We start from the raw sequence: 24,301 nt of genomic DNA on the forward strand, positions 1-24,301 counted from the left end.
CGTTACAAACTTTAGAAACAGCAGTTGATAATCTGATCTCACCAAACATTCTTAACCACTTGGTGCGAACTATGAAAAAATCTATATTAACTGTTGTTACACTCGCGTTGCTCTCAACGCATGCTTTAGCCGACATGAAAGCTGGCGATAAGTTAGATTATTACCAACCACAACGAGCAGCCCACCAAAACGGCGCAGAGTTTATCGACTTAAGCGGCCAAAGCGCAGAAGCCTTAGCACAAACTCTCGCTAAGTTTGACCGCCTAACGCCGGATGCCGAAGTACTCACGCTAGCTAAAAATGCAGTAGCAAACAACCAAGCAATAGCCCCTAAATATGCCGCTATGATGGAGCGCCAAGCAGAAATTCGAGGAGTAGAAGTACACGAGTTATATGCCGCAGCATTGCAAATGGACTGGTCAGTAAACAAGTCGATTATGCAGGCCAACACTAAGCAAACTCTTTCTGACGCAGCCACTAAAATGCGCGGTTGCACAACACTTGCCTTTGCAGATACCGGCATTGTTGCGCAAAACAATGACCTAGGGATCGACCACTTACTTAACTACCCTACCCGTGTGATCAAGACCGACGATACTATCTTTATACCCACCGACGGGAGTCATTTTCAAGGAATGGGGAAACACGTTGGCGTGGTGCTAAATATTATGGGCGAGCCTAGCGGCACCACTGCAGATATAAACACCAAAAATATTGTAACCATAGATGCTGTGTTTGCAGCGATTACTTCATCAACCAGTGTTGAAGATGCCTTTAACAAACTTAAGCATTACACCACACCGGTAGCCATGAACTTTACCGTTGCTGATGATTCTGGCGACCATGGTGCTATAGAAATGTCGGTAGATGCTACTGTTCTAGTACGTGGAGACGGTGGCATTGGCCACGCTAACCACAATGCAAAAATGAAACAAACAATGCTTGAAACCATGAGCATGACAGAGGCAAACCAAACTTTTGTCGATAGCTTTGCTCGCGAACAAGCAGCACAAAACTTCGTAGACTTTAGTAAAGAAAAAACGGTGCAAGGGATGAAATACATTCTTAAGCAAAAGCCAATCAACATTACCCTTTACGACAAAGACTTTGTCACCGTTGAATCAATGATTTTTGATACTAAGCAAGGCTGTGCTTACGTGTCGGGCGATAACCCGCTATTTAGCGAATACACTAAAGTGTGTTTTTAACCAAGCCTAAACAAAAAAAAAAGCGGCCAAAGTCGCTGGTTTTTATTTCGTTAAGTGCATAACGCTAATCGAGCATAAAATGGGTTGCGCATATCTTATTGCCATCGGGGTCACGCAAATAAGCCATATAAAGTTTTCGTGGCGCTGTACCTCTTATGCCTGGTGGCTCTTCGATTGCAGTTCCACCATTAGCAAGCCCCACCGCGTGCCACGTATCCACCATCTCTGGGTTGCTAGCTAAAAACCCCACTGTCATCCCATTACCATTAGTGGCGTCTTCGCCATTAATTGGCTTAGTTAAGCCCAACACTCCCGATGCAGTGGCATACATACAGCGGCCTTTAGCATCCATCACACCTTCGTTATACCCAAGCACTTGCATAATCTGGTCATAAAATGCTTTTGAACGTGCTAAATCGTTAGTACCAATCATTACGTGGCTAAACATACTTTGCCCTTTAGTTTATAAAACAAACTGCAATCAGCTTAAAAATTCAAGCAACCAAGATATAGAATGATCTTGCTGTTTACTCTCTATTATTCGCAAACCGCTACTAAATCACTCAACTAAAACTAACTACCTTGCACAAACAACTAGTTTTCTTCAACCGCTTTAAACTTAACAATTATTTCTGCCACCAGCTCTTCTGGAAACAAAGACTTCGACAAATACTGTCGACCGCCTGTTTTAGCCACCAGAATAATGCCAAGCTCTGTTTCAATTACCGTCTCTACATTGTCCCAAGCTTGGCTGGTTTTTGTGTATGGATTTTGTGTCTCTATGCCTTCATTGTTAATGCTAAGTTTTATCTCACTATTAGCGCTGCGCCCCCACATTTGTCTGGTTAGCCACCACGCGCGTTTAAAGCGAATATGAATTAACTCTAATACCGCCAAACCAATTAGCATGCTACCCGCTACTTTGGGTTGTTCGGTAAACATCAACAGTGCTAAGCCTACTAATAGCAGCAAGGCAGGAAACCACTTCTTTATAGCGGACTTCTTTTCAAAGGGCGATGTTTGATCAAAACATTCGGCGAGGTATTGGCGAGACAGCGTAAACTGCGTTTTAAAAGCTTGCATAACAACACTTAATAATTGGGAGGAGGAATAACACCAAGGCGACTATTGGCCTATCGGGTGTTGGCTTATCAAAATAGCCTGGCTAAAAAAATAGCTTGAGCATTTTACTTAAGTTAACTGTAAAGCTGTAGTAAAAGCTTAGTTTTCTAGTGCTGCGAATAGCGCTTGTACATCGCTGACAGCAACCGGCCTTACAACTCGTGCCACTTCCTTACCCGATTTAAGCAATATTAAAGTTGGCCAAAGCTTAACCTGAAATGCTCGCCCTAAGCGCTTACCTTTGCCGTCAAACACTTTGATGTGTGGTAAATTTTTAGAAGATAACACCGACTCAACCGCACTGGCACAAGCTTTACAATGGCCACACCAAGGCGCACCAAACTCTAATACTGCATATCCACTTAATGCTGCTAAATCCTCGCTGCTAGGCGCTTCTTCTTGGTACTCTGGGTTAAAACCCATCTTGCTTGCTTTCATCGTTGTTCCTCCAAATCGCCTAAGCTTGCTCACTGGTTAAAGCTCACATGGCCACGTAAAAATCTACATTACATCAACACTAAAGCATAAATAGATAAGCCGCGTTCATTACACAGCACATAGAAAGGCAAACCTTTGCATATCTTTACATTAGTTTACCTAAACAGAAACCTAAACAACGTAAAATAGCTATTCATTTTTAAGCTCGATGGACTCCCATGTACTTACGTTATGTTTTACCGCCAGTTCTCATTATTTGCATGATCGCTCTAATAGTGATCAATCAGCAGTCTTCAAATGGCAACCCAGCGCGGAGCCTTGCCCCCACTTTGGTAACAACAGAGCAAGTGCAACAACATAGCCTAGCTCAAAATCTGAGCTTAATTGGCACCCTAGATGCCGAACAGTCGGTGGCTATTGCTGCAGAAGTCAGCGGCAAGATTAATCAAATCAATGTGCGCTCTAATCAACGAGTTCAAGCTGGCGACGTATTAGTTAAGCTAAACGATTTAAAAGCCAGTGCAGCATTGGCAGAAGCAAGAGCCTACTTGGCCGACGAACAGCGCAAACTGTATGAATTTGAACAACTGTTAAAACGTAAGGCTGTTTCGCAAACCAGTTTTGATGCACAACTCGCCAGCGTAACGATTGCCAAAGCGCGATTACAGTCAGCGCAATCAGAGTTTGATGATCACACCCTTACCGCGCCTTTTACTGGGGTTACTGGTTTAATCAACATCAGTAACGGTGAACTGATTAACGCAAATCAATCGCTACTCAGCTTAGACAACCTATCAAGCCTGCAACTCGACCTAAATGTGCCCGACCAATATTTGTCTCTATTATCCAAAGGAATGCCTATACAAGCCACAACCCCCGCATGGCCGCAGCAGATCTTTGAAGGCACCATCGACGCCATAGACCCACGAGTCGACAGCAATACCCTTAACCTCACTGTGCGAGTTAACTTCGACAACACCAGTAAACAATTAAAACCGGGCATGATGATGCGCGCTAAGCTCACCCTGCCTGCAGCCACTCAAGCAATGATCCCGGTGCAGGCTATTGAATATTCTGGCACTAAACGGTTTGTATACGTGGTTGGAGAAAATAATATTGCTCATCGCACCGAAGTTCAGCTAGGTGCACGTATTAATAACTACGTACTAATCGACCAGGGTTTAGCATTAAACGACAACATCGTAGTACAAGGCCTGGTGAATATTCGCGACGGCGCTCGGATTAAACAAGTTGAAACCAAAGTCGCTAAATCGAAACAACTCGCCGATGAAAAAGCTACTCAGGAGCCAATTTAATGCTGCTGTCTGACATTTCGGTAAAACGCCCTGTTGTTGCCATTGTATTAAGCTTGTTGCTTTGTGTTTTTGGTATTGCCTCGTTTAGCCAATTGGCTGTGCGAGAAATGCCAGATGTAGAAAACCCAGTGGTTACCATTAGCACCCGCTACGAGGGCGTGTCTGCCACCATAATCGACAGCCAAATAACCTCGGTAATTGAAGACCAATTATCGGGCATTAGTGGTATTGATCAAATTGATTCCGTGTCCCGAAATGGCATGTCGCGGGTAACCGTAACCTTTTTACTGGGTTGGCCGTTAACCGAGGGTGTGAGCGATGTGCGTGACGCTGTAGAGCGAGCGAAGCGTAGTTTGCCCGATGATATTACTGATCCAGTTGTGTCTAAAGATAACGGAAGCGGCGAAGCTTCTATCTATATCAACCTAAACTCCAATAAGATGGATAGAACCGAGCTAACCGACTACGCAGAGCGCGTATTGGTCGATCGCTTTAACCTTATTAGCGGAGTAAGCTCGGTAGAACTTACCGGTGCATTATACAAAGTAATGTATGTAAAACTCGACCCCACATTAATGGCCGGCCGACAAGTTACTCCTAGCGACATTGTTACTGCATTAAAAAGTGAAAACCTCGAGTTACCCGGCGGAGAAATAAGAAACGATACCACGGTAATGTCGGTACGCACCGAACGACTCTATGCCGAGCCTGAAGATTTTGACTACCTGCGAATTCGAACCAGTGAAGACGGCACTCACGTTTATCTAAAAGATGTGGCCAGCGTATTTGTTGGTGCCGAGAACGAAAACTCAACCTTTAAAAGTGATGGCATCTTAAACCTAAGCCTAGGCATTGTTACGCAATTAGATGCTAACCCACTTAATGTAGCCACCATGGTTGCAAACGAGGTTGAGCGTTTACAACGTTTCGTACCCGAAGGCACCGAGCTAAAAGTAGATTACGATGCCACGGTGTTCATCGACCAAGCCATCGACGAGGTTTACCAAACCTTAATGATCACCGGTGGCTTAGTTGTGTTAGTGCTATATATTTTCCTAGGCCAAGCACGAGTAACGATTATTCCGGCGATTACCGTACCGGTATCGCTAATTGCCACCTTTATCGCCGCACAAAGCTTCGGCTTTTCCATCAACCTAATCACTTTAATGGCGCTTATTCTTGCTATTGGTTTAGTGGTGGATGATGCAATTGTGGTAGTAGAAAATATTTACCACCACATCGAACAAGGCACCCCGCCCCTGTTAGCAGCTTATCGCGGTACCCGTGAAGTTGGTTTTGCCGTTATTGCAACCACTCTGGTTTTGGTCATGGTGTTTTTGCCCATCGCTTACATGGACGGCATGGTAGGTAAGATGTTTACCGAGTTTTCGGTATTGCTATCTGTAGCCGTTATTTTCTCCTCGTTTATTGCACTAACACTTACCCCGGTGCTCAGCAGTAAACTGTTGCGTCACAATGCTAAACCTAGCCGTATAAGCAAAATGATGGATGCAGCATTCGCAAAATTGATCCCTGCTTATCAAACTCTGCTAAACAAAATTATCGCGACTCGCACAGCTGGACCTACCGCCATTGTATTGTGTGTGCTTGGCAGTGTTGCGTTTATGCAAGCTATCCCCTCGCAACTTGCGCCGGTTGAAGACAGAGGTGTGGTATTCATCATGATCAAGGGTGCCGAAGGTACCAGCTACGACCGCATGACCACCAACATGGACCAAGTAGAGCAGCAAATTATGCCCTTGGTTGGCAATGGCGTGATTAAGTCATTTAACATGCAAACCCCAGCCTTTGGTGGCCGCGCCGGCGACAACACCGCCTTTATCATTGTTCAATTAGAAGACTGGGCAGAACGCGAACAAAACGCTGGCGACGTGGTTAACCTGCTGCGTAAAACACTGTCTAACATCGCCGACATTTCTATTCGACCCATGCAGCCAGGCTTTAGAGGAAAATCAAACGATCCTATTCAGTTTGTATTGGCGGGTTCAAGCTTTGAAGAGCTAAACCATTGGGGCCAAGTAGTTATGCAAGCCGCCGAAGCACATCCTGCGATTAGTACGGTAGATATTAACTATTCTGAAAAAACCCCAGAGCTTATTGTAAAAATTGACCGCCAACGCGCCGCCGAGTTAGGCGTAAGTGTGAGCGACATTTCCGACACATTAGAGGTAATGTTAGGAGGCCGTAGCGAAACAACCTTTGTAGACCGAGGCGAAGAGTACGACGTTTACCTACGTGGAGGCGAAGAAGGCTTTAACAGCGCCAGCGATTTGAGCAAAATTTACCTACGCGCAGCAAACGGTAGTTTAGTAACCCTAGATAGCGTAACCCAACTAGAAGAAATAGCCTCTGCCAGCCGACTAAGCCGCTTAGACAAACAGCGAGCGGTGACTGTTTCGGGTACGCTTAATCAGGGCCACACTCTGGGCGAAGCTCTAGACTACCTAGAACAGTTCGCCATTGAGCAGCTGCCTAGCGACATATCTATTGCCTACAGCGGAGAATCTAAAGACTACAAAGAAAATCAAAGTAGTACCTTTATTATTTTCTGCTTAGCCATATTAGTTGCCTATTTAGTGCTTGCCGCCCAATTTGAAAGCTTTATCAACCCAATGGTGGTGATGCTTACCGTACCTATGGGAATATTTGGTGGCCTAGCAGGTATGTACTTAATGGGCGAAAGCCTCAATATTTACAGCCAGATAGCCATGATCATGCTCATTGGCATGGTAACCAAAAATGGCATTCTCATTGTTGAGTACGCCAACCAACTTCGCGACCGTGGTATTGAGTTTAACCAAGCGATTGTGCAAGCAGCCTCAAGACGCTTACGTCCAATTACCATGACAGCCTTTACCACGGTAGCCGGAGCAATCCCCTTAATTGTCTCTACTGGCGCGGGAGCAGAAAGCCGAATATCAGTAGGTACAGTGGTATTGTTCGGAATGGCCTTTGCCTCGATAGTAAGCTTACTGGTGATACCAGCAATGTATCAGCTATTAGCGCGCTCAACCCACTCTCCAGGCCATGTTGGCGAGCAACTTAATCAGCAGATCACTGCCGACAAACAAGCCACTAAGGCCTAAAACCTAGATCCAAGAACCTAAAAGGCCAAAGCAAAGTTGCTTTGGCCTTTTAGTCACCTCGCTTTCGGCTTCTTTAAAAGCATGTTTAGCTTGTTATCTGTTTTGCCTAAGCGCCTCTAAAGATCTTTTTCAATTCATGCCCTTTTGCAAGTTCATCAACTAACTTATCAAGGTAGCGAACTTGTTGAGTAATAGGGTTTTCAATTTCTTCCACTTTATAACCACAAATCTTGCCGGTTATTAACTTTGCATTTGGGTTAATAGTGGCGTCAGCGAAGAACTCTTTGAATGTGGCAGAGCCATTAATATGCTTTTGAAGAACAGCCTCGCTATAGCCAGTAAGCCAGCATATAACCTGATTAAGTTCGTTACTTGTACGCGCTTTCTTCTCAACTTTAGTAAGGTAGAGAGGATAAATTTTTGAAAAGACCATGTTGGCTATTTGCTCGTCTTGCTCTTGTGTAGATTTCATTTTTAACCTCGAAATTTTGCCCAAAGTAACGAAAAGATTAAGTCTTATATATTGGCCTCAACAGCCCACTTAATCGCTCTTTCTAAGCGGTCATTTCCCCAAAAAAGCTCGCTACCGACATAAAAAGAAGGCGCACCAAAAATTCCACGCTCAATCGCCTCTTCGGTTTGTTCTCTCAGCATTAACTTAGCCTCTGCAGTGACCGCTTCCCTCATCACTAAGGAAACATCTGCCCCAACAGCACCAAGGCAACGTTCGATTACGCTTGAAGATGAGATATCTTGGTTATGCTCAAAATTAGCAGAGTAAACTAACCTTACGAATTTCGGAACCCAAGGCGCATCAGAAAATCTAGTTGTAACGCGGGCTGCTAGCAAACCATTTTGCGGGAATGTTTTGGGGCGGCTAAACGGAAGATTGGAATCATTACAAATTCTCGCCATATCTTTCCACATGTATTCACCTTTAGCGGGATAGACATTAAAAGGTGAATCATTCATACCCTGCTTATTGAAGATTGCCCCCAACAGAAAAGGCCGCCACACAATACTTACGTTGTTATCGGCCGCCACAGACTCAATACGCATTGCTGCAGGATAGGAGTATGTACTAGCATAATCAAACCAAAATTCAATGTTCACCAAGCACTCCCCTAGAGGCTAACACCTTGTTATGCCTATGACTTAAGCGAAAACTATTTGTTGTTTTCTTTATCCGACAGATACTTAGTAATCAATTGAGGAATATGTAGCCCTGTCTTACGAACAAGATACCAATCTATAGCAGCCAGAATAACCAAACCTATAATCATTCCCATTTCCAATCCCCCATGCACATTGAAATACAAATCTATCAAATGGTTAAGAAATATACTTTGAGCCTAAATACACTATTGATGTTAGATCTGGATAATTACCTTTATTCTGTAACGCCGCGTTAAGTTGTGAGCAAGGGCACCACAGAACCTAACCTATTGCGTCATAAACACTAGAATTAGAACTAAAGCCGCCAAGCGCTGGAAATCTGCTTTAAACGCTTTGTTATGTACGTTTCACCGCAACCACGGAATATGTGTGCCAATGCTTCATTCTACCCAAAGAAGTTTTAGCATTTTCATCACGTTCATAGAACTTTACTATTTCAAAGTCAGAGAATAACCCCTTTACCTCTGCCTCCGATAAAGGGGTTGTCGGACTACGATAATTTTCAGCCCAACTGTCTTTAAAACCCATGAAATCACCTGCAAATACCCCACCAACTTCAAGTGAAGATCTAATGTTGTCCCAAGTCGCTTCAAATTGATTTGGGTCAGCAAAAAACAGGCTTGAATTTGCAATAACAACCGCAGATTTTGGATAGGCGAAAGCCTCAAACGAAGACTCTGAAATATCCACAAACGACTTAACCCCAAACCTATCTCTACAAATAGCAACGGAATCGGGATTTATATCAAAACCATGAACTTGGAAGCCTTGCTGTTCTAAATACTGGATGTCACCGCCTGCTCCACAACCACAGTCAGTGGCTACTTTGAGATTTGATTTATTAAGACTAACTGCAAACTCAGTACGTTTTGAATGTGGGCGAGATAATGCTTTTTCATAGTACTTACGCCAAATTTCACTATTTCCATCCATAAGTTTCTGATTTTCCATAAAGTACATTACGCCTTACTCACAGGCACGATAAGTTTGGCTAAAACTAGGAACGCAACGACGCTAGCCAAGCTTCACGCGCCTGATTGAACGATTCATCAGAGTTTTAAAACCCTAGCTTTAATACTACGCCATGAAAGGTACGACATAACTCCACCAAACAATGTAGCATGCAGAACAAATTGCCAAGCAGCTGAAGAAATTGAATCTGATATGTTTAATACAGACATCATAACAGCATAAGGCAAACCGAAATTTAAAAGGCCTACCGTTAAAAAATAGCGAAAATAACCCTTTTTATATTGTTTTAGTGCTCTATCAGGCTCAAGATATTGAATTGCTTTATCCCCACCAATAAATTCACCGTTAATATAAAGTTGTGCACCAGTCCGAAGCCAACTAGTTGTTGGAGCGATACGAACTTCAACTGCTTTCGCCACATCATTGAAATTATGTGTAACAGTGATGGTTGAAGTCATTCGAAGAAAGCCTCCTTTTACATGCTCAATCAGCTCCCCATCGATTATCAATACCTCACTTGTTTTAGGTGGAAAGAGTGATATTTTATTAATAATTCGAATTAAGGAACCTTCATATTCGATTTCCCATACTTTATCTTTCATCTATACTCCAGAAAGCCCTAACGCCCTTGATATGAGCGAAGCAAGTCAAGCCCCCGGGGCGTCCATGCTCAAGTTTGTTATTTACGCCCCAGAAAACCAAAAGATATATCCTCTTCAGCTTTAAAACTAACGAAATTACCTTCTTTGTTCTGAACGTATAAACGGAAACAATCCATGCATTGAAGCATAACTCGAAATTCACGAAGATCTGATCTTGGAACTAGAGCAGAATCCCCATTTCTCTCACTCATTTGATTCCAATCTTCATCAGGATAAAATCTAGCTTTGTCCCTATTTGGGTCATGATTATCATGTATTTTGCTACCGCATTTACACTGTATCCACATAATCACCTTTGCTATATTTCGTCTTTATGTAAGTCTAAAATTTCAACCACTTCGGCTTTGGCTACCTTTCTTGAACCCTCCATAAAGAAACCTTTAGTACCAATTTTGATTCTTTGTTGGTGAGTCGAAATTCTGATTTCAGGAACAACAACTGTCATTCTTGCAAAACCATCACGTAGAACACTGATCTGGTTTTCTAAAATTTCGCCAGATTCATTTTCAAAGGTAGGCCAAATTATACTTAGGCCTTCAACATATAAATCATCTCCATCATAAAGCCAATCTGAACGGTAACCGTTAAAGGGCAAAGTTTTTCTTCCACCTTCAGATTCTTTATAAAAATGATATTTTACTTTGAAATCAAATCTTCTTTGATTATCCATAATTCCATCGCGTAGAAATATAACGCCCAAAAAAATGGGCAAGTGCAGCGGCTCCGCCGTGTCGCGGCACTTGTCCACGCGAGGAGCGAAGCGACGAGTGCTTGATTATGTTGTTTGTTAGGCAACGCTAGATAACCCATGCGCCCGACTCTCCCTCAAAAGAGATCTGAATACACTCGAACTGATCAGAATTGTCGCTGAGGTATATTTCCAGCCCACCGGCCAGGCAGATGACAATGGTTCTGTTGTTTGGGACTTTATACTCAGTCACTTCAACATTCATAACTTCAAAAAACTCAGGAGAAGGCCACTCGCCCTCACGCCAGTTCCCAACCACTTCACCATTCCGAACGAGTTCAACGGGTGACTGAATGGCAAAGTTAACATCACCAAACGAGAAATGAAGGTCAAACTGCCCCACGCGTATTTGCGTAGTAATCTGTCCAACCATTTTCGAAAGTTCGAGTTCTTGAGGGATACGATACATAGTTGCCTAACGATCAACTTTGGGACAAGCGACGAGGGAGTGAGTCCCTTGGCCCGACGCGTAAGCGGTTTTTAGCGGGGCAACTTGCAACAGTGCCTTGTTAGTTTTCGGCCCTAACATGCTTGAAACCGCCACATGCCGTAAGGGTTGTTAAATAGTGATCCTTCCCCGTAGTCAATCGGTTCAGCAGCAGTAATTCGGTAAGCTGGTGAGTTCGCATCAACTGAAAAAGTTTGCCCGTCCTTTATATCTGGTGATTCAGATAATAAGTAATGTGTGAATACTCTTAGAAGCTCACTTGGATTTTCAGATTCACTGCTTAGGATGATCGCATCAGGTAGGCCAAAGTTATGCATACCACAAGAATAGGTGGTTTCTGATGTAACATAAACTACGTATGACGAGTGGCTCTTGAACAGGTAGTTGTATTTACACTGCTCTCTCCAATCTGTTGGAGGGTGAGCTAAGCCAGAGCTTTCAACTTTTACGCCATAGCCTCCAGCACTAAGCAAAGCATTTGCCGCATTCATAATTGAATGCGCCGACTCGATTGAGCCACCTTTAGAAATCAGATAACAGACCGATTTATGAGTGGAAATAAGTTTCATTTCCGAGCTTTCTTTCCAGTGTCGGCCTGCAACTTCAAAAGCTGACAGCATTCTTTCATCTCGGTCACAAAACTCTAATTCAAATGACTCTTTCGTTTCTAGGTTCATCAGAACCATTCCCGCAAATATATAGCCATCACTATTTTTAACTATGCTTTGGACGAGCTCACTCCTGTCAGCCCATGGCCCAGGAATACACAATACTATTTTAATTTCTGTTTCAGACATGAGATATCTCAATTAAAAAAACTAACGCTGCGTTAAGTAGTGAGCAACGCCACCACGAAGCCTAACCATACCACCTTAAACACAAAACCCAACGATGGAATGAAAAATGCCGAGCGTTGGGAATCTGTCTTAAACGCTTTGTTAAATGGCTATGCCGGGCTTACTTCGTATATTGCGATTTTTTCATTCAAATATGTAGAACAACTGAACATAGAAAGCTTAACTAAACTAACAGAGCCATCACCAACAACACCTGATACATCAATCGTATGCCCGTTGCCTAATTGTGCATTGAAAGATAAGTTACCTAGAGCAGTAAATATATTCTGGCATGTCTCAGCATTGAAATACCCAGTAGACAAAAACTCGAACTTATAACCGTCTGTTGACTTTTTTTGTTCAGGATAAACAGATAGCTCGCAGGAAGCGTATACTCTCTTTGAGTTTATTGAAGACATAGATACGGGGCCTCCCATGGAAAAACCAATTATTGAAGTCATGGTTTCTTCGTCAAGTTTCCCATACTTTTCTTCTATAGGAGCAAAAATTATATCGTAATATTCATTGTAATCCATTGTTCACCTTCAATTGCCATTTAACGCCGCGCTAAGCGGACTAAAAAAGTGGGTTATAATGTGTAGCGAAGCGAAACCTAACCCACTGTTTTAGTTCCGTTTTAAGCGCCTTATTATGCAGTCAACAAAGAGCTGGAAAAACAAATTTAGTTAAATAGACAATTTTTTCTTTTTAGCAAAAAATACAAACGCCTTAATTGATAAATATGAAAACATAATGATCAACAACAGCAGGAAGCTAACCAAGTATTTAAAATGCTCTTCAAAGTTAATATGCCCCTCAGAAATTAAAAAACTTAAAGTTAAATACAAGGTAAAGAATGAAAACGAATTAGAAACCATCGTTAAAACTACAATACGAACCTTGGACAGCATAACTTTCAAATTCGAGTTCCAAAATAATATTGCCACCAACGTCGGTATAAGGTGGACAAGATAGAACTGAAATTTTACTTCCATAACGAATACCTGCATAACGCTTCAGTAAGGGGCAGCAAAGCGAGCAGGGTTTTGTACTAAACTCGCGGAGCGAGTACAAAACGCAGCGCAACTTTGATGTCCCAGCCCAAGCTTGCTTGGGCGATTTAACTGACTTGTTATAGGGCGACTCATTTAATTAATCTCTACCAAACGATCATTTTCGAAAATAAAGGTATTACCTTCGAAAGAAATACTATTTACATCATCAACAACAAAAGCATCAGGTTTTGCTTGCCTGAGTAAATGAAGGATATCTTTTTTGGAATAGTCTTTACTACCTGCTACTACCAACTTGCCCAAAGTACTCTCACTTTGCTCATGATGTTTAAAAGAATCCTGAAGGTAAGTGTACGAAATTGCAGTGTCGACAGTCATGTAAATAAAGCAGATATTACTTATCACAAGTAACGGAACCACTACTAGAAATGCTAATTTCCACTTATTCATTTACGGCCCTATAACGCCCAAAGCAACGGCGCGCGTTAGCGCGTCCAGCCCGCAGGGCGATGTTGCCTTTGCTTGTTAAGTGTTCCATGGGAAGGTGCCTCCGTTGTAGAAATGGAATGTACGCTTACCCATGTATTTCTCTAGTTTTTTGCCTGCCTCTGTATGACTCAAATTCTCTAGAAAGCAGACCCTAATTGAGCCACCTAGGTCCGATTGAGAATCTGCTTCAGCTTCAATGAATTGAAATAATGGTTCCAAGTAAGGAAGTGATGTCAGGCTTTGATGATCTTGTAAATATTGTCCAAACTCTGACAACACTCCACACATAGTAGAATCACCATCATCATTTCGATGGAAATTCTCGTCACTATCCCATACCTCTTGATATTTAGGTTCCAGAGAAACTATGTAGTCGAGTAATTCAGAGTACGAATTCATATTGACACTTAACGCCTCGTTAAGAGGCAATAAAATAGTTGGCTAAAATTAAGCGACGAAGGAGCAAAAGCCAACTGTTTTTTGTCCTTTTAAACGACTTGTTATATTTACAATTCGATCATATCAGCGATTTGATAACCAAGATTGGTAATTCTAAATACTTCACCTTTATGACCACGATCTTCAATTAAATCTTCATTTTCTAGTTCTTGGATAGCTGATTTCCAGCGAGCTACCTCTCTAGGCTCTTGTGAGGAAATTAAATTTTTACCATTTGTTTGAACGTCATCCCCCCCTATGTAACTTAGAGACATAATTGTGCCACCACTATCTAGGCTTGCCTCTTTAAGTAATATACGAGCTTCACTTGATAACTTTGGAATTGAAGTATTTGATTCTACTATTTCGTTTTGAGGTAAAAATGAATCATTAACGTCAAATTGAAATAAGGCGTGTTCATTAACTTTAAGTTGAAGATGACGGTAAAATTTTTCTTTGAAATCAGAGTGGCTATCATAACCTTCATATAAGCCACGAGATTGACAAGATTTTTTAAACTTACTTAGTTCAGAATATTGGTCGGGATCAACGGTATCCATTACGACGGGCTGACTTGAAAAATAGAGCATTGCGGGCTTATCAGCCGCAATATGTTTTTCTATTTCTTCAACAGCACCACTAGCGTACTCAGTGGTGGCTGTTCCAATACGAGTCCAGAAAACACCAACGAGGAAATCACATTTGTCTAAAATTTGATTATTTATAATTTCTTGAGGAGACGCCCCCATTTCTGGAGATGAATGAGATTCCCACCCAACAGGTAACAAAACAATATTTCGTGACTTCGAATGAACAGCGTTCCATTCATAAATCACATCACGAATGATAGTTCTTTCAGATGCTACATCACCTGGTGAAGCAATCATCACATTGAATACTTTAGCTTCGTAACTCATAACCTGAACTCTCCTTGTAAATATAACGCCTAGCTAACGGCGCGTTTAGTTTGGCTAAAATGTGAAGCGAAGCGGAACGAAGCCAAACGTTAAACGTCCCGTTGAGCTATTTGTTAGCTGTAATTTGCCAACTATTTAAATAAAAGAATACGACACCATGCACACTACCAATTAAACCAACTACCAAGCTTACTGGAAGTGAAATAGTAAGAATATACTTTACAACTTGCCACCAATTAGCACCGAGTAGCGGGCCTCCGGCAGCCATAACTTCGGAAGATATACTCAAAAACCAAAATATGACCGACGCTATAAATGCCCATTTAAAGCCATCGATTGCGTACAGTTTGAGCGTAGCTTTACCCTCAATTAAAAATTTAGCAAGAACAGAAGAACGGTAGGACACCAAGACTGAAATAGGAACTAAAACGAATAACATTGCAGGTAACACACCCCACCATTCAGAAGCCAGAAGCATTCCAGTTGATAACCAAACTACCAACGTAATGATTCCATTTGTTAATCCGATGTGTCGGTTATTCACGATACTTCCATTACAGCTAACATCTTATTAAAAGGAAAAATTCCTTGTTTAAACAATGAATTTTTCCTTCTATCAAACATTTATTGCTATGAAGATTATCACTAAACCTTACTCAATTCAGCACACTAGCCAACACATTGATAAAAAACTCATGATGAAAGTATGCAAGCAGTTGGGGAAAGAAGGAAAGTAAAAAGCACTGGATGAGTAGCCAGTGCTTTTTTGTTGGTTGAGCGTTTTAACTACTGCTTATTACAAGCTAGCCATGTACGCTCGCCAGCCGCCAAATTCACTAACATCTTTAGCTGTGGTCGTTGCGTAGCCTTCGCAGATAAAACTGTTAACCCAGCTTCCATCGGCTAACTCAATTTTGCCTAGACCTAGAGGGTGCGGGATGCCTTGCAAAAAGCTGCCAAGGTGTTGTTTGGGTAAGCGCCATACTTCTACTTCTATCGCTACGCCATGTTCCTCATCACGAATCATGCCGGGGCGCGCGGGCGGACCACCTGCCAAGGCATATAACTTGTAGGCGCTGGCGCTTTGAGTAGCGTTAACTAATTGCCCTGCTCGCTCGGTAAGCTGAAAGTTAAGGGGTAAACCTGACAAGTGAGCACCACACACTGCTAGGTCCATGTAATCATCCTTTATGCTTTCTGGGGTTTGCAGTGCCGGTAACGCTTGTTTGCTTGCACCTAAATTAAAGCCATTATCTTGTTGGACAAGCGCAGCCATGCTGAGGATCTTTCTGTCATTATAAGCATCGCTAAACAGGGTAATACCAAAGCTTTGAGTATTACCTTGCTTGTTTTGGTAGAAACCGGCAGGTACCGATATCGCGCTGTAGTCCAGCAAGTTCATAAAGTTGGTGTAGTAGCCCATATTTGAGTTAAGTTGAATGGGATCATCTCGTAATTGGGCAATGCTATAACTACTGCCCGCTGTTGGGGTAACAATTGCATCTACTTGTTTAACTAACTCGTCACAGACCACTTTATAGGCTTGCAGTTGATAAAAGGCCTTAAAGGCATCTACCGCATTGTGCTTTGTAGCGCCGCCAATAATGGTTTGAATAACCGGTAAACATTGGCTTTGATCTTTTTCAAAAAACTCTTGAATAGCGGCATAACGCTCGGCCACCCATGGGCCTTCGTAAAGTAATTTAGCGGCTGCTAAGAATGGCTCAAAATCAATCTCTACTAACTCTGCGCCTAAACGCTGTAGCTGTTTGAGGCTTTGCCCAAACAACTTTTCTGTTTCTGGATTATCGAAAAACGCAAGGTTGCTTGCTTTGGGCACACCAATTTTAAGAGAAGTTAACTCCTGCAAAGGCTGATAGTACTGGCTTTGATTAGCTTGTTGGTTGGGCCTTGCGTAGCAATCATCAGCGTCGTACTGGCCAGCTACGTCCAACAGCAAGTTTAAATCATCACTGGTATGGGCAAACAAAGTGACACAATCTAGGCTTTTACAAGCTGGCACTACGCCGCTGCAACTAAGCAAACCTTTGGTAGCTTTTAAGCCAAGAATATTATTGAGCGCAGCGGGCACTCGACCAGAGCCTGCGGTATCGGTCCCCAAAGAGAAACACACTTGGCCCAACGCAACACTTACCGCACTGCCTGAGCTAGAGCCACCAGAAATCATGCTTGGGTCAAAGCTATTTTTAACTGCTCCCCAAGGGCTGCGAGTACCCACTAAACCTGTAGCAAACTGGTCTAAGTTAGTTTTACCCAAAGGCACCGCACCAGCGGCAATAAGCTGTTTCACCACAAAGGCGCTGTCACTGGGTTGGTAGCTATATTCTTTACAGCCTGCGGTAGTTGGCAAGGCTGTTAAATCAATATTGTCTTTAATCGCAAACGGCACACCATACAAAGGTAGCTCCGCAATATCTTGCTGCTCTAGTGCGGCCAAATAGTCGGCTAATTGTTGCTCACTTATGGTAGATATCCAGCAGTTGTTAATGTCGCTTTTCACTGCTGCTAACTGCTGCTCTAAATATTGCTTAGCGCTAAACTGTTTGCTTAGGTAAGCTTCGCGCAACTGCGAAATAGTGTAGGTACTTGTTGTCATGTTATTCGGTCTCCATAACCATTAGGCGCTGCCCTGCGTGAACTTGGGAACCTTGAATTTGGTTCAACTGTTTTATTACTCCGTTTGAAGGCGCAGTCACTTCTAGTTCCATTTTCATTGCTTCTAACACTGCCACCACTTGGCCAGATTTAACGCTTTGACCCGGCTCTACCATTACTTGCCATAGGTTGCCGGCTACGTGGCTTTCTATCGCCAGTTCTGAGTCTGCTAAAGCGTCTTCTGTAGCGCTTTGTTGGCTTTGCTCTTCTACCGAGAAGTGGGCTTGGCCGCTTTCTTCCCAGCGTTGGCGCTCGGCTTCGAAGGCTTGTTGTTGCTTAAGCTTAAAAGTTTGAATGCTCTCTTGTTGCTCGTCTAACAGAGCTTGATAGCCTTTTAAGCTGAATTCGGTTTGCTCAATTTTTAGCGGGTAATCTCCGCGTGGGAAATCTTTACGAATTTGCTTAAGCTCATCCGCACTCACTGGGTAAAATTTAATTTGATCAAAAAAGCGCAGTAACCACGGTTTAGTGAACTCTTGAGTGCTGCGGTAGCGATTCCACATCTGTAGAGTGCGTCCCACAAACTGATAACCACCCGGCCCTTCCATGCCATACACACATAAATAAGCGCCGCCAATGCCTACAGCATTTTCTGGTGTCCAGGTACGTGCTGGGTTGTATTTAGTGGTGACTAAACGATGGCGAGGATCGATAGGAGTAGCAACTGGTGCGCCTAAGTACACATCGCCTAAGCCCATCACTAAATAGTTGGCGTTAAACACAATGTCTTTCACTTGTTCAGCGGTGTCTAAGCCGTTAATACGACGAATAAACTCGATATTATCGGGGCACCATGGCGCGTCTTTACGCACAACGTCGTTATACTTTTGAATCGCTAAGCGAGTGGCTTCGTCGTCCCAAGATAGCGGTAGATGCACGACTCGTGCTGGCACACTAAGTTGGTCAATATCACCAAGGCTTGCTTCTGTTTGCTCTAGTATTGCCAATAAACGATCTAGCGGCAGCTCTAGGTTGTTGTAGTGAACCTGTAGTGAACGAATACCCGGCGTAAGTTCTTCAATACCGGTAATGTTTTGCGCTTGCAAGTTAAGCATTAAGGCATGCACTCTAAAACGCAGCGCTATGTCTAAACGCTGCGGGCCATACTCAATTAACAAATAGTCTTCACCCGCTGGACGGTATACCACCTTTTCACCATAAACATCACTAGCTAAGGTTTTTACAATTGGCGTGGTAATGGGTGCAGCGCTAATTTCGCTATTGTAGGCGTTGCCTAGCGCTAAGCTTGCTAATTGCTCTCGCTCTGCCTGCTCTGCTTGCTTAATGCTTACTGGAATAAAGTTGATTTCATCGCCCGCTTTAAGCTGCCCCATTTTCCATAGGTCGGCTTTAATAATGGTTGCCGGGCAAACAAAGCCGCCTAAGCTTGGGCCATCTGGGCCAAGGATCACTGGCATATCGCCAGTAAAATCGATACTGCCTACAGCGTAAGCGTTATCGTGAATGTTAGAAGGGTGCAAACCCGCTTCGCCGCCATCACTACGTGCCCACTCAGGCTTTGGCCCAATAAGGCGCACGCCGGTTCGGCTAGAATTGAAATGCACTTTCCAAGTAGCTTTAAAAAACTGCTCGATGTCTTGGTCGGTAAAAAAGTCTGGCGCACCATGCGGGCCGTAAATAACGTGAATATTCCACTGTTGAGTAATTTGCGGCTTTTGCTGTAACTCTCGGCCTAGCAAAAAATCGTCAATGGCATTTACTTGCTTAGCATCTGGCAGTTGTAGTACATCACCGGTTCTTAGCGCACGCCCTGCGTGGCCGCCAAACTGACCTAAAGTGAAGGTAGATTTACTGCCTAAATACTCTGGACATTGAATGCCGCCGCCTACCGCTAAATAGGCGCGAGCACCAGCATCGCTCACTTTGCCTAATGCTAAGCTTTGGCCAGCGCTTACTTTAAATACTTGCCACATCGCGCGGCTTTGGCCATCTAAACTAATCTCTATATCTGCGCCACCAACTGCAACCAAGCTGTCTTGATTAAACTTAAGCGTTGGTCCTTGTAGGGTAATTTCTAAACCAGCAGCATCACTTGGATTACCTAATAGCTGATTAAGTAACTGAAAGCTTTGTGCGTCCATTGGCCCTGATGGTGGAACGCCAATATCCCAGTAGCCTTTTCGTGCTGGGTAATCTTGAATAGTAGTTTGTGTGCCAGCGCTTAGTACATCCATAGTACTAGGTCGATAAGCAAAACCATTTAAGCTTGAAGTTAGCAAGGTGCCTTGCTCTAAGGCAGGTAAAGTTAGCAACTGTTTAAGGTAGGCTAAGTTGTGCTCGATACCATACACTTGGCAAGCCTGCAGCGCCTTGGCTAAACCAGCAATGGCAGAGTCTCTATCTGCTGCGTGGTATTGCACTTTAGCCAGCATTGGGTCGAAAAATGGAGAGACTTCTACCCCACTTTCTATCCAATGGTCGATACGTAGTTGCTCAGCTGTTGGCAAACCTAGTTCCGCTTCGATTGGCCATGCAACATGACTAAGTAAGCCAGCGTTTGGTTGGAAATCTTTGTTAGGATCTTCGGCATATAAACGGACTTGAATAGCGTGACCAGAAGCCTGTAGATTGCAGGCTTTATCAACCAATGGATACGTTTGTTGAGAGAACTGCGCATAGCCCAGCTCTACCATCCATTGCACTAAATCGACACCAAACACCATCTCGGTTACGCCGTGTTCCACCTGTAAACGGGTATTCACTTCTAAAAAGTAAAAGGCTTGGCTTTGCTGATCAAATACAAACTCTACGGTGCCTGCACTGCGGTAATTAACACTTTCGGTAAGCTGCTTGGCAGTTTGTTGTAATTGCTGGCGAATAGCTGGGCTTAAGTTGGGTGCTGGGGTTTCTTCAATCACTTTTTGATTGCGGCGCTGCGCTGAACAATCACGCTCGCCTAAGGTTAATACCTCACCAGCACCATTACCAAATACTTGTACTTCGATGTGGCGAGCTTGGGTAATAAACTTCTCGAGGAATAAGCCCGCATTGCTAAAGTTGTTTTCGCTAAGGCGTTTTACGCTATCAAAAGCTTGGCTTAATTGCTCTGCGGTGTCGCAACGTTGCATACCAATACCGCCGCCACCAGCTGTACTTTTTAGCATAACCGGGTAACCCAGCTGTTCGGCGCAGCTTAAGGCTTGTTGTTGATCTTCTAAAAGTCCGCTGCCTGGTAATAAAGGCACTTGTGCTTGTTCGGCTAATTCGCGAGCACAATGTTTAAGGCCAAAGGCATTCATCTGCTCTGCCGTGGGGCCTAAAAATACTAAACCTTGTTGCTCACAACGTTTGGCAAAGTCTTGGTTTTCACTTAAAAAACCATAACCAGGATGAATGGCTTGCGCGCCCGTTTGTTTGGCAACGGCAAAGATTTTGTCGATGTTTAGGTAAGTTTGACTGGCTGAACCTTCACCCAAGCTATAGGCTTCGCTGGCTTGGCTAATGTGCAGGCTGTCTGCGTCGGCGTCGCTGTAAATAGCCACGCTGGCAATATTCATTTTGTTAAGGGTTCGAATGATCCGGCAAGCTATCGCGCCACGGTTGGCTATCAATACTTTATCGAACATAGTGTCACCTGAGAGCTGCGGGTCGTCCCGGCTAATAACAAGGCGTGTTTAGGGTCGTCCCTAGCCTTAATCTAAAGAGTTATTACTTGTGTTTAAGCTGCATCCCAAATCAACATTTCTACTGGGGTTGGGTTGTAGCCATTACAAGGGTTGTTTAACTGCGGGCAGTTAGACATTAGAACGATCACGTCCATCTCGGCGCGCATTTCTACGTATTTTCCAGCACCGCTAATGCCGTCTTCAAAGGTTAAACCACCGGCTGCGGTAATTGGTACGTTCATAAAGAAGTTAATGTTGTGGGTAATGTCGCGCTTGGTTAAGCCGTACTGTTCGTTCTCGGCAACCGCCAACAACCAACTATCGCGACAAGCGTGCATGCATTTTTTATCCAATGAATAACGCACGGTGTTACTTTCGGTGGCACAGGCGCCGCCTAAGGTATCGTGGCGACCACAGGTATCGGCAGTAATGGTGAGCATTTCGCGACCTAGGTTGGATAACAGCTTTGTACCAGCGGTTAAGTAAACATTGCCTTGTTCACGAATGGTATCCATAGCGCTGTATCGCTCGCTCGGATCGGCTGCACTGTAAAACAATGTGTCTGCGGCTTGGTTACCTTCTAAGTCTAAAATTCGCAGCGTTTGACCCGCTTTTAGCTCATGCATGTAGTAGTCTCCGGCTGGAACCACTTCTCGCTGGCTGGCTTGTTCTGCTTGTAAATCACTTTCTTTGATCATGAATATTATTCCTCGTTTAGCGCTTACAACTAAGCTTCACAACAAGTGCTAGCTTGGCTAACACAGCGGTAGCGTTCGGTATTTTCGAAGCCACGACCATTCTCTGGTCTAAAGTTTCGACAGTAGTCGTCTTCGCTTACGGGATCAGCTTCCAGCATCGCAACTTCAACACCATGGTTGGGATATTCACTAGCAGGGTTCATTGGATGTGGACAGGTTGTCATCAGAACTAAAGTGTCCATTTCAAAACGCAGTTCGATTACATCTCCTGCTTTACTGGCGTTTTGCTCAAACTGTAAATTGCCTTCAGCATCGGCGGCTACTTTACTAAATAGATTAATGTTAGCTGCCATGTCACGCTTGCCTAAACCATATTTAGCTAATTCAACCAGCATGGCGTCGTAGCCATTTTGTAACCACAAGTTACCTTGAGTTTGATAGCTACGCTCGCCCCATTTCTCGGCGACCTTTTGTTTGTTCGCTAAGCCACCTACGCTGTCTATCCAGCCGGTATCGTCACGGGTAATCGAGCAAAACACTCGCCCCATATCGGAATACAAACAATTACCTTTGGTTAGTTTAAAGGTGTGCTGACATTTAAGGGTATCGGGCGCGTTATAACGCTCTAACAAATCCTTTGGGTTATAAAACAATAGGCTCACGTTAGAAGCCCCTTCTGGGTTGGTAAAACGCAAGGTTTTACCTGCAGGTACAGTGACCGACCAATGCGCGGCACCGTTTATCACTTCTTGGTAAATAGGTTCTTGGGAAATAGTAGAGTTCATAGATTGTCCTTATTAGGCCACCGACTTATCAATAATCGGCTTCATCTCTTCACTAAAGCGAGCAGCATCGCTGTCTTTGCTAATAGGAATATCGAAGGTAACTTGCGCGCCAAAGCGCTCAGGGTGCTGTGCGTCATGACGATGTTTATCAAACACCCATAGGCGGTTGCCTAAACTAAAACCTTCGGAGAGATCGTGGGTAATCATAAAAATGGTAAGTTTGTGCTCTTGCCACAACTGATGAACTAGCTTGTGCATGTCTTTACGAATGCCGGGATCAAGCGCGCCAAAAGGTTCGTCTAGTAGCAATATCTTTGGCTTTTTCATCAAGGCTTGAGCAATTGCCAAGCGTTGCTGCATACCACCAGACATCTCTGTCGGGTATTTATGCGCGGCTTCTGTTAAACCTACTTTATCTAACATTGCCATTGCTTGGCTGTAAGCCTGTTGTTTTGCTTTACCAAATAGACTCGCAAGCACTGGCGCTTTAGCAAATACATCACTTAGCATTACGTTTTGCACTGCCGTTAAGTGGGGAAACACGGAGTACTTTTGAAACACAATGCCACGCTCTGGCCCTGGTTCATTAGGCAACGGTTCGCCATTTAACAAAAGCTTGCCGCGGCTGGCAGTTTCGTTTCCTAGCAGCAAATTTAGAAAAGTAGATTTGCCACAGCCAGAGGCGCCTACAATGCTAACAAACTCGCCTTCTTCAACACTTAGGTTTAAGCGCTCTAGCACAACGTTATCGCCGTACTCTTTCCAAACGTCTATGGCTTGAATGATTGGAGTGCTCATTATGCGTCTCCTTGTGTTTTGTGATACCAAGAAAAAGCATGCACCGACAACTTGCGCAGCAGCCAATCCATTACAAAGGCCAATACACTAATCCACAGCACGTAAGGTAAAATCACGTCCATCGCCAAATACCGGCGAATAAGGAAGATGCGATAACCCAAGCCCTCTGTGGCAGCAATTGCCTCAGCAGCAATCAAAAATAGCCAAGCACTGCCCAAGGTTAAACGAACCGCTTCGATTAGCTTTGGCAGAATTTGCGGAATAACTACTGCAATAATGGTTTGCCAACTTGAAGCACCTAAGGTTTGCGCTTTTAAGATCTGTTCATTAGGTAACGCATCGGTGCGCAGCTGCAGGTCTCTAATCATAATTGGGCAGATCCCAATGATGATCAGCATCACTTTAGATAACTCTCCCAAGCCAAACACAATGAACAGAATAGGCAAAATTGCCATGGGTGGAATGAGCGAGATGGCAGTAACCAATGGCGATAAAGGTGCACGTACGAATGGCACCATGCCATTAGCAACACCCACCATTAAGGCCACTAAGGCGCTGATCCCCACCCCAAGTGCCAAGCGAGTTAAGCTAGCAAGCGTATCTGCCAGCATTAAGTACTCACCACTGCGTTTGCTAGGCTCAAACGCCATGCGGTTAATTGTTTCCACAAAACTCGACATAGCAGGCAATAACTTATCGTTTGGATTGTCTGCTAAACGCGCCTGTGATGCAGCCATGTATAAAGCAATTAGCAGCAAAAACGGTAGTAGGCCCAACATCAGCCGCACGAAGCGGCTAGGTTTTTTATTAATTATGCGAGTCATAGGC

The 24,301-nt window shown here is 43.7% G+C and carries 24 protein-coding genes; 3 read left to right on the plus strand and 21 right to left on the minus strand.

The genetic code is table 11. From position 1 onward, the window contains the following. Positions 1–71 precede the first annotated feature (71 nt). Complete coding sequence (locus tag OV592_RS11710; protein ID WP_406608697.1) at positions 72–1,208, plus strand: C45 family autoproteolytic acyltransferase/hydolase; 1,137 nt, start codon at positions 72–74, stop codon at positions 1,206–1,208. A 64-nt stretch (positions 1,209–1,272) separates the two neighbouring features. On the opposite strand, the gene OV592_RS11715 is transcribed toward OV592_RS11710, so the two are convergent. The 3 genes from OV592_RS11715 to OV592_RS11725 form a co-directional block, all read right to left on the minus strand. Then, positions 1,273–1,656 carry a VOC family protein gene (locus tag OV592_RS11715; protein ID WP_406608698.1) on the minus strand — a complete coding sequence of 128 codons (384 nt, stop codon included), beginning with the start codon at positions 1,654–1,656 and terminating at the stop codon, positions 1,273–1,275. Between the two features lie 146 nt (positions 1,657–1,802). Next, a complete protein-coding gene (locus tag OV592_RS11720; RefSeq protein ID WP_406608699.1) occupies positions 1,803–2,291 on the minus strand; it encodes a YcxB family protein in 489 nt (162 codons plus the stop codon). 138 nt (positions 2,292–2,429) lie between these two features. After that, the gene (locus OV592_RS11725; RefSeq protein WP_406608700.1) at positions 2,430–2,768 is read right to left on the minus strand and encodes a thioredoxin family protein; all 339 of its coding nucleotides are present in this window, start codon (positions 2,766–2,768) and stop codon (positions 2,430–2,432) included. Positions 2,769–2,986: 218 nt separating this feature from the next. Here OV592_RS11725 and OV592_RS11730 point away from each other — a divergent pair, with 218 nt between their 5' ends. Next, positions 2,987–4,084 (plus strand): efflux RND transporter periplasmic adaptor subunit, encoded by a 1,098-nt coding sequence (locus OV592_RS11730; RefSeq protein WP_406608701.1) that lies wholly within the window; start codon positions 2,987–2,989, stop codon positions 4,082–4,084. Then, entirely contained in the window at positions 4,084–7,191 is a 3,108-nt protein-coding gene (locus tag OV592_RS11735; protein ID WP_406608702.1) for an efflux RND transporter permease subunit, read from the plus strand. Before OV592_RS11730 ends, OV592_RS11735 begins: the two co-directional genes overlap by 1 nt. Positions 7,192–7,297: 106 nt before the next feature. On the opposite strand, the gene OV592_RS11740 is transcribed toward OV592_RS11735, so the two are convergent. From OV592_RS11740 to OV592_RS11825, 18 genes are all read right to left on the minus strand, one after another. Continuing rightward, positions 7,298–7,663 (minus strand): DUF2200 domain-containing protein, encoded by a 366-nt coding sequence (locus OV592_RS11740; RefSeq protein ID WP_406608703.1) that lies wholly within the window; start codon positions 7,661–7,663, stop codon positions 7,298–7,300. A 44-nt stretch (positions 7,664–7,707) separates the two neighbouring features. Further along, the gene (locus OV592_RS11745; RefSeq protein ID WP_406608704.1) at positions 7,708–8,304 is read right to left on the minus strand and encodes a 2-hydroxychromene-2-carboxylate isomerase; all 597 of its coding nucleotides are present in this window, start codon (positions 8,302–8,304) and stop codon (positions 7,708–7,710) included. A 399-nt stretch (positions 8,305–8,703) separates the two neighbouring features. Beyond that, on the minus strand, positions 8,704–9,318 hold the full coding sequence (locus tag OV592_RS11750; RefSeq protein WP_406608705.1) for a methyltransferase domain-containing protein: 615 nt from the start codon (positions 9,316–9,318) through the stop codon (positions 8,704–8,706). A gap of 98 nt (positions 9,319–9,416) precedes the next feature. Beyond that, on the minus strand, positions 9,417–9,941 hold the full coding sequence (locus OV592_RS11755; RefSeq protein ID WP_406608706.1) for a hypothetical protein: 525 nt from the start codon (positions 9,939–9,941) through the stop codon (positions 9,417–9,419). Between the two features lie 358 nt (positions 9,942–10,299). Next, the gene (locus tag OV592_RS11760) at positions 10,300–10,671 is read right to left on the minus strand and encodes a hypothetical protein (protein WP_406608707.1); all 372 of its coding nucleotides are present in this window, start codon (positions 10,669–10,671) and stop codon (positions 10,300–10,302) included. A gap of 127 nt (positions 10,672–10,798) precedes the next feature. Next, entirely contained in the window at positions 10,799–11,158 is a 360-nt protein-coding gene (locus OV592_RS11765; RefSeq protein WP_406608708.1) for a hypothetical protein, read from the minus strand. Positions 11,159–11,271: 113 nt separating this feature from the next. Further along, positions 11,272–11,994: a DUF4261 domain-containing protein gene (locus OV592_RS11770; RefSeq protein ID WP_406608709.1), complete on the minus strand. Its 723-nt coding sequence runs from the start codon at positions 11,992–11,994 to the stop codon at positions 11,272–11,274. A gap of 149 nt (positions 11,995–12,143) precedes the next feature. Then, entirely contained in the window at positions 12,144–12,569 is a 426-nt protein-coding gene (locus tag OV592_RS11775; protein ID WP_406608710.1) for a hypothetical protein, read from the minus strand. A gap of 612 nt (positions 12,570–13,181) precedes the next feature. Beyond that, positions 13,182–13,496 carry an Imm58 family immunity protein gene (locus OV592_RS11780; protein WP_406608711.1) on the minus strand — a complete coding sequence of 105 codons (315 nt, stop codon included), beginning with the start codon at positions 13,494–13,496 and terminating at the stop codon, positions 13,182–13,184. A 75-nt stretch (positions 13,497–13,571) separates the two neighbouring features. Then, positions 13,572–13,934 carry a hypothetical protein gene (locus OV592_RS11785; protein ID WP_406608712.1) on the minus strand — a complete coding sequence of 121 codons (363 nt, stop codon included), beginning with the start codon at positions 13,932–13,934 and terminating at the stop codon, positions 13,572–13,574. Positions 13,935–14,041: 107 nt separating this feature from the next. After that, complete coding sequence (locus OV592_RS11790; RefSeq protein ID WP_406608713.1) at positions 14,042–14,890, minus strand: hypothetical protein; 849 nt, start codon at positions 14,888–14,890, stop codon at positions 14,042–14,044. Between the two features lie 106 nt (positions 14,891–14,996). Beyond that, positions 14,997–15,434 (minus strand): hypothetical protein, encoded by a 438-nt coding sequence (locus OV592_RS11795; protein WP_406608714.1) that lies wholly within the window; start codon positions 15,432–15,434, stop codon positions 14,997–14,999. A 252-nt stretch (positions 15,435–15,686) separates the two neighbouring features. After that, positions 15,687–17,507, minus strand: coding sequence for an allophanate hydrolase (gene atzF / locus OV592_RS11800; protein WP_406608715.1), 1,821 nt, complete (start codon positions 17,505–17,507; stop codon positions 15,687–15,689). A 1-nt stretch (position 17,508) separates the two neighbouring features. Continuing rightward, positions 17,509–21,153, minus strand: coding sequence for an urea carboxylase (gene uca / locus OV592_RS11805; protein WP_406608716.1), 3,645 nt, complete (start codon positions 21,151–21,153; stop codon positions 17,509–17,511). Between the two features lie 92 nt (positions 21,154–21,245). Next, complete coding sequence (locus OV592_RS11810) at positions 21,246–21,890, minus strand: urea amidolyase associated protein UAAP2 (RefSeq protein ID WP_152782622.1); 645 nt, start codon at positions 21,888–21,890, stop codon at positions 21,246–21,248. Positions 21,891–21,919: 29 nt separating this feature from the next. Next, positions 21,920–22,675 carry an urea amidolyase associated protein UAAP1 gene (locus OV592_RS11815; RefSeq protein ID WP_220718067.1) on the minus strand — a complete coding sequence of 252 codons (756 nt, stop codon included), beginning with the start codon at positions 22,673–22,675 and terminating at the stop codon, positions 21,920–21,922. Between the two features lie 12 nt (positions 22,676–22,687). Continuing rightward, complete coding sequence (locus OV592_RS11820) at positions 22,688–23,473, minus strand: ABC transporter ATP-binding protein (protein WP_016403083.1); 786 nt, start codon at positions 23,471–23,473, stop codon at positions 22,688–22,690. Then, on the minus strand, positions 23,473–24,297 hold the full coding sequence (locus OV592_RS11825) for an ABC transporter permease (protein ID WP_406608717.1): 825 nt from the start codon (positions 24,295–24,297) through the stop codon (positions 23,473–23,475). The genes OV592_RS11820 and OV592_RS11825 overlap by 1 nt, the downstream gene beginning before the upstream one ends. Positions 24,298–24,301 lie beyond the last annotated feature (4 nt).

Source organism: Agarivorans sp. JK6, from assembly GCF_045277145.1.
GTDB lineage: Bacteria > Pseudomonadota > Gammaproteobacteria > Enterobacterales > Celerinatantimonadaceae > Agarivorans > Agarivorans albus.

Coding starts and splice junctions, on each gene's coding strand:
- OV592_RS11750 (WP_406608705.1), bottom strand. CDS start 9,318: ATGGAAAATCAGAAACTTATGGATGGAAATAGTGAAATTTGGCGTAAG.
- OV592_RS11765 (WP_406608708.1), bottom strand. CDS start 11,158: ATGTATCGTATCCCTCAAGAACTCGAACTTTCGAAAATGGTTGGACAG.
- atzF (WP_406608715.1), bottom strand. CDS start 17,507: ATGACAACAAGTACCTACACTATTTCGCAGTTGCGCGAAGCTTACCTA.
- OV592_RS11730 (WP_406608701.1), top strand. CDS start 2,987: ATGTACTTACGTTATGTTTTACCGCCAGTTCTCATTATTTGCATGATC.
- OV592_RS11725 (WP_406608700.1), bottom strand. CDS start 2,768: ATGAAAGCAAGCAAGATGGGTTTTAACCCAGAGTACCAAGAAGAAGCG.
- OV592_RS11810 (WP_152782622.1), bottom strand. CDS start 21,890: ATGATCAAAGAAAGTGATTTACAAGCAGAACAAGCCAGCCAGCGAGAA.
- OV592_RS11715 (WP_406608698.1), bottom strand. CDS start 1,656: ATGTTTAGCCACGTAATGATTGGTACTAACGATTTAGCACGTTCAAAA.
- OV592_RS11710 (WP_406608697.1), top strand. CDS start 72: ATGAAAAAATCTATATTAACTGTTGTTACACTCGCGTTGCTCTCAACG.
- OV592_RS11820 (WP_016403083.1), bottom strand. CDS start 23,473: ATGAGCACTCCAATCATTCAAGCCATAGACGTTTGGAAAGAGTACGGC.
- OV592_RS11755 (WP_406608706.1), bottom strand. CDS start 9,941: ATGAAAGATAAAGTATGGGAAATCGAATATGAAGGTTCCTTAATTCGA.
- OV592_RS11760 (WP_406608707.1), bottom strand. CDS start 10,671: ATGGATAATCAAAGAAGATTTGATTTCAAAGTAAAATATCATTTTTAT.
- OV592_RS11780 (WP_406608711.1), bottom strand. CDS start 13,496: ATGAATAAGTGGAAATTAGCATTTCTAGTAGTGGTTCCGTTACTTGTG.
- OV592_RS11775 (WP_406608710.1), bottom strand. CDS start 12,569: ATGGATTACAATGAATATTACGATATAATTTTTGCTCCTATAGAAGAA.
- OV592_RS11815 (WP_220718067.1), bottom strand. CDS start 22,675: ATGAACTCTACTATTTCCCAAGAACCTATTTACCAAGAAGTGATAAAC.
- uca (WP_406608716.1), bottom strand. CDS start 21,153: ATGTTCGATAAAGTATTGATAGCCAACCGTGGCGCGATAGCTTGCCGG.
- OV592_RS11770 (WP_406608709.1), bottom strand. CDS start 11,994: ATGTCTGAAACAGAAATTAAAATAGTATTGTGTATTCCTGGGCCATGG.
- OV592_RS11825 (WP_406608717.1), bottom strand. CDS start 24,297: ATGACTCGCATAATTAATAAAAAACCTAGCCGCTTCGTGCGGCTGATG.
- OV592_RS11790 (WP_406608713.1), bottom strand. CDS start 14,890: ATGAGTTACGAAGCTAAAGTATTCAATGTGATGATTGCTTCACCAGGT.
- OV592_RS11785 (WP_406608712.1), bottom strand. CDS start 13,934: ATGAATTCGTACTCTGAATTACTCGACTACATAGTTTCTCTGGAACCT.
- OV592_RS11735 (WP_406608702.1), top strand. CDS start 4,084: ATGCTGCTGTCTGACATTTCGGTAAAACGCCCTGTTGTTGCCATTGTA.
- OV592_RS11740 (WP_406608703.1), bottom strand. CDS start 7,663: ATGAAATCTACACAAGAGCAAGACGAGCAAATAGCCAACATGGTCTTT.
- OV592_RS11720 (WP_406608699.1), bottom strand. CDS start 2,291: ATGCAAGCTTTTAAAACGCAGTTTACGCTGTCTCGCCAATACCTCGCC.